Raw genomic sequence first — 1,927 nt, 5'->3', positions numbered from 1 at the left:
TGAGTATTCCGTTAACTGAAGTCCATCCTGTACGATAGAGAAGTCCACTCAATCCGCTTATGAAGTCCACTATTTTATAAATATAAATACGTAAAGAAGTCCACATAAAAACACGGCTATTTAAACCGTGCTTTTTTACTATTTGGATCTATTCAATTTTGAATATGTTTCTCTTAATGACTTTCCATGAAGTGTGATCATATAGGAGGAATTGACGATGCGATCCAGTATCGCATCTGCGATTGGACCACCATCCAATGATTGATGCCATCCATCAAATGAATACTGGCTGCAGAAAATAGTTGATTTTTTGTTACACCGTTTTTCCATCAACTCTAATAAGTCACTTCGTTCTGTTTCGTTCGTTGGTTTCAATAAAAATTCATCCAGTATAACCAGATCATACTTTCCGAGTTTGTTCAGATACTCGTTATATTTCCCCTGGATCCTCATTTCTTCAAATTTTGAGAAAAGTTCTGGTAAACGGATATACAATACCGTTTTTCTGTTCCGACATGCATGTACTCCCAGAGCGTTGGATAACCAGGTCTTACCGCATCCAGATGCACCTACGAATATTATATTTAATCCGTTGTCGATATATCTATTGGTTGCCAGTTCTTCCATCTGGGAACGGTTCAATTGTCTTTCAGGATTATAGTCAATAGATTCTAAGTTCGCTGTAGAATCATAGAATTTAGCGTTTCTGATATTTTTCTCTATCGTATGATTGATTCGACTGTCATATTCCATATCTATCATTTCGCCAAATCTTTCATCGAACGATAGCTGGCTGTAATCAGGATCGGATGACTGCATTTCATATCGTTCCGCTATGACCGGTAACTTCATTTGTTTGAGTTTCATGATCAATTCTTTTCTATCCATTCCGTTTTCCTCCATAATAGTCTTTCCCTCTCACAAAGGCATACTCGACGGTCTCCTTTTGAGAAGTTTGGGTTTTCTTCTTCCTGTCTTGATTTGACTGCAGTATCATTCTAATATTTCTATAGCTAGGCTGGCTGATGTGCTCCAACGCCAATTGACACGCATCTTCCAGTCTAGTCTTTCCATATTTATCCGATAATTTCAGAAGGGACATACACCCCTTATAGGCCTGTTCCTCCACTTTATATCGGTTGAATAATTTCTGGACGACTGTCGTTGTACTTTCACCGATTGAAGCGGCCCATCGTATAAAACGGTCCTTGTTCCAGAGGAATCTTTGATGGTTTTCCGGCATATGGCTCTCATTGGTTGAATATTGATTGATCCGTCCATAAAGACGATCATGGGAACATACCTGGTTCATCTTATAGTAGACGGTCACCGAACGTTTTGTGAGTTTCACATCCACATAATGACCGACATATTCATAGGGAACGGAATAGTTCATTTTTTCAACCGATATATGATAATTAAGCTGGACTTTGGCACGCTTCCATTCACTCAATTCAAAAGGGTATTTCGGTAAAGGTTTCATAAATGGAAATTCTTCATCCATGTAGACCGATTTTCTAGAGCCTTCCTTCTTTTGAAAAGGTTTTGAATTAAACGTATCCAATTCTTTGAGTATCGCTTCATTCAGTTCTTCGAATGAAAAAAACTTTCGATTTCTAAGTTTTCCAACGATAGCTATCGTACAATCTCCGACCGCACCCTCAACCGCTGCTTTATCTTTCGGCCTACGTACTCTGGTAGGAAGTATTGTCGTATCATAGTGATCTGCCATTTCCTGATAGGACTTGTTGAGAACAGGATCTTCATATTTTCTGTTGGAGATAACCCCGGTTTTCAGATTGTCGGGGACAAGTAATCGGGTAACACCTTCAAAATACCGGAAAGCGTGGATATGGCAATCGATCCAGTCGCCGATCTTCATGCTCGGACAGGCACGGACAAAGCTGCACATACTGAATGGAAGGGT

Annotated in this window: 2 protein-coding genes; both read right to left on the bottom strand. The window is 39.5% G+C overall.

Going from position 1 to position 1,927, the window contains the following annotated elements; genetic code table 11:
• Positions 1-138 precede the first annotated feature (138 nt).
• Positions 139-888, bottom strand: coding sequence for an IS21-like element helper ATPase IstB (istB, locus tag PND65_RS09570; RefSeq protein ID WP_195376463.1), 750 nt, complete (start codon positions 886-888; stop codon positions 139-141).
• On the bottom strand, positions 881-1,927 hold a 1,047-nt coding region (locus PND65_RS09565), incomplete at its 5' end, for a Mu transposase domain-containing protein (protein WP_271992499.1). The genes PND65_RS09565 and istB, both read right to left, overlap by 8 nt.

Origin of the sequence: Faecalitalea cylindroides (genome assembly GCF_028321995.1) — a bacterium.
Classification (GTDB): Bacteria; Bacillota_I; Bacilli_A; order Erysipelotrichales; family Erysipelotrichaceae; genus Faecalitalea; species Faecalitalea cylindroides.
The sequence above is the reverse complement of the archived record's forward strand: the minus strand, read 5'-3'. Positions and strand labels throughout refer to the sequence as shown.

Bases quoted from the DNA above. Each gene is read 5' to 3' on its own strand.
- istB (WP_195376463.1), bottom strand. From the start codon at position 888: ATGGATAGAAAAGAATTGATCATGAAACTCAAACAAATGAAGTTACCG.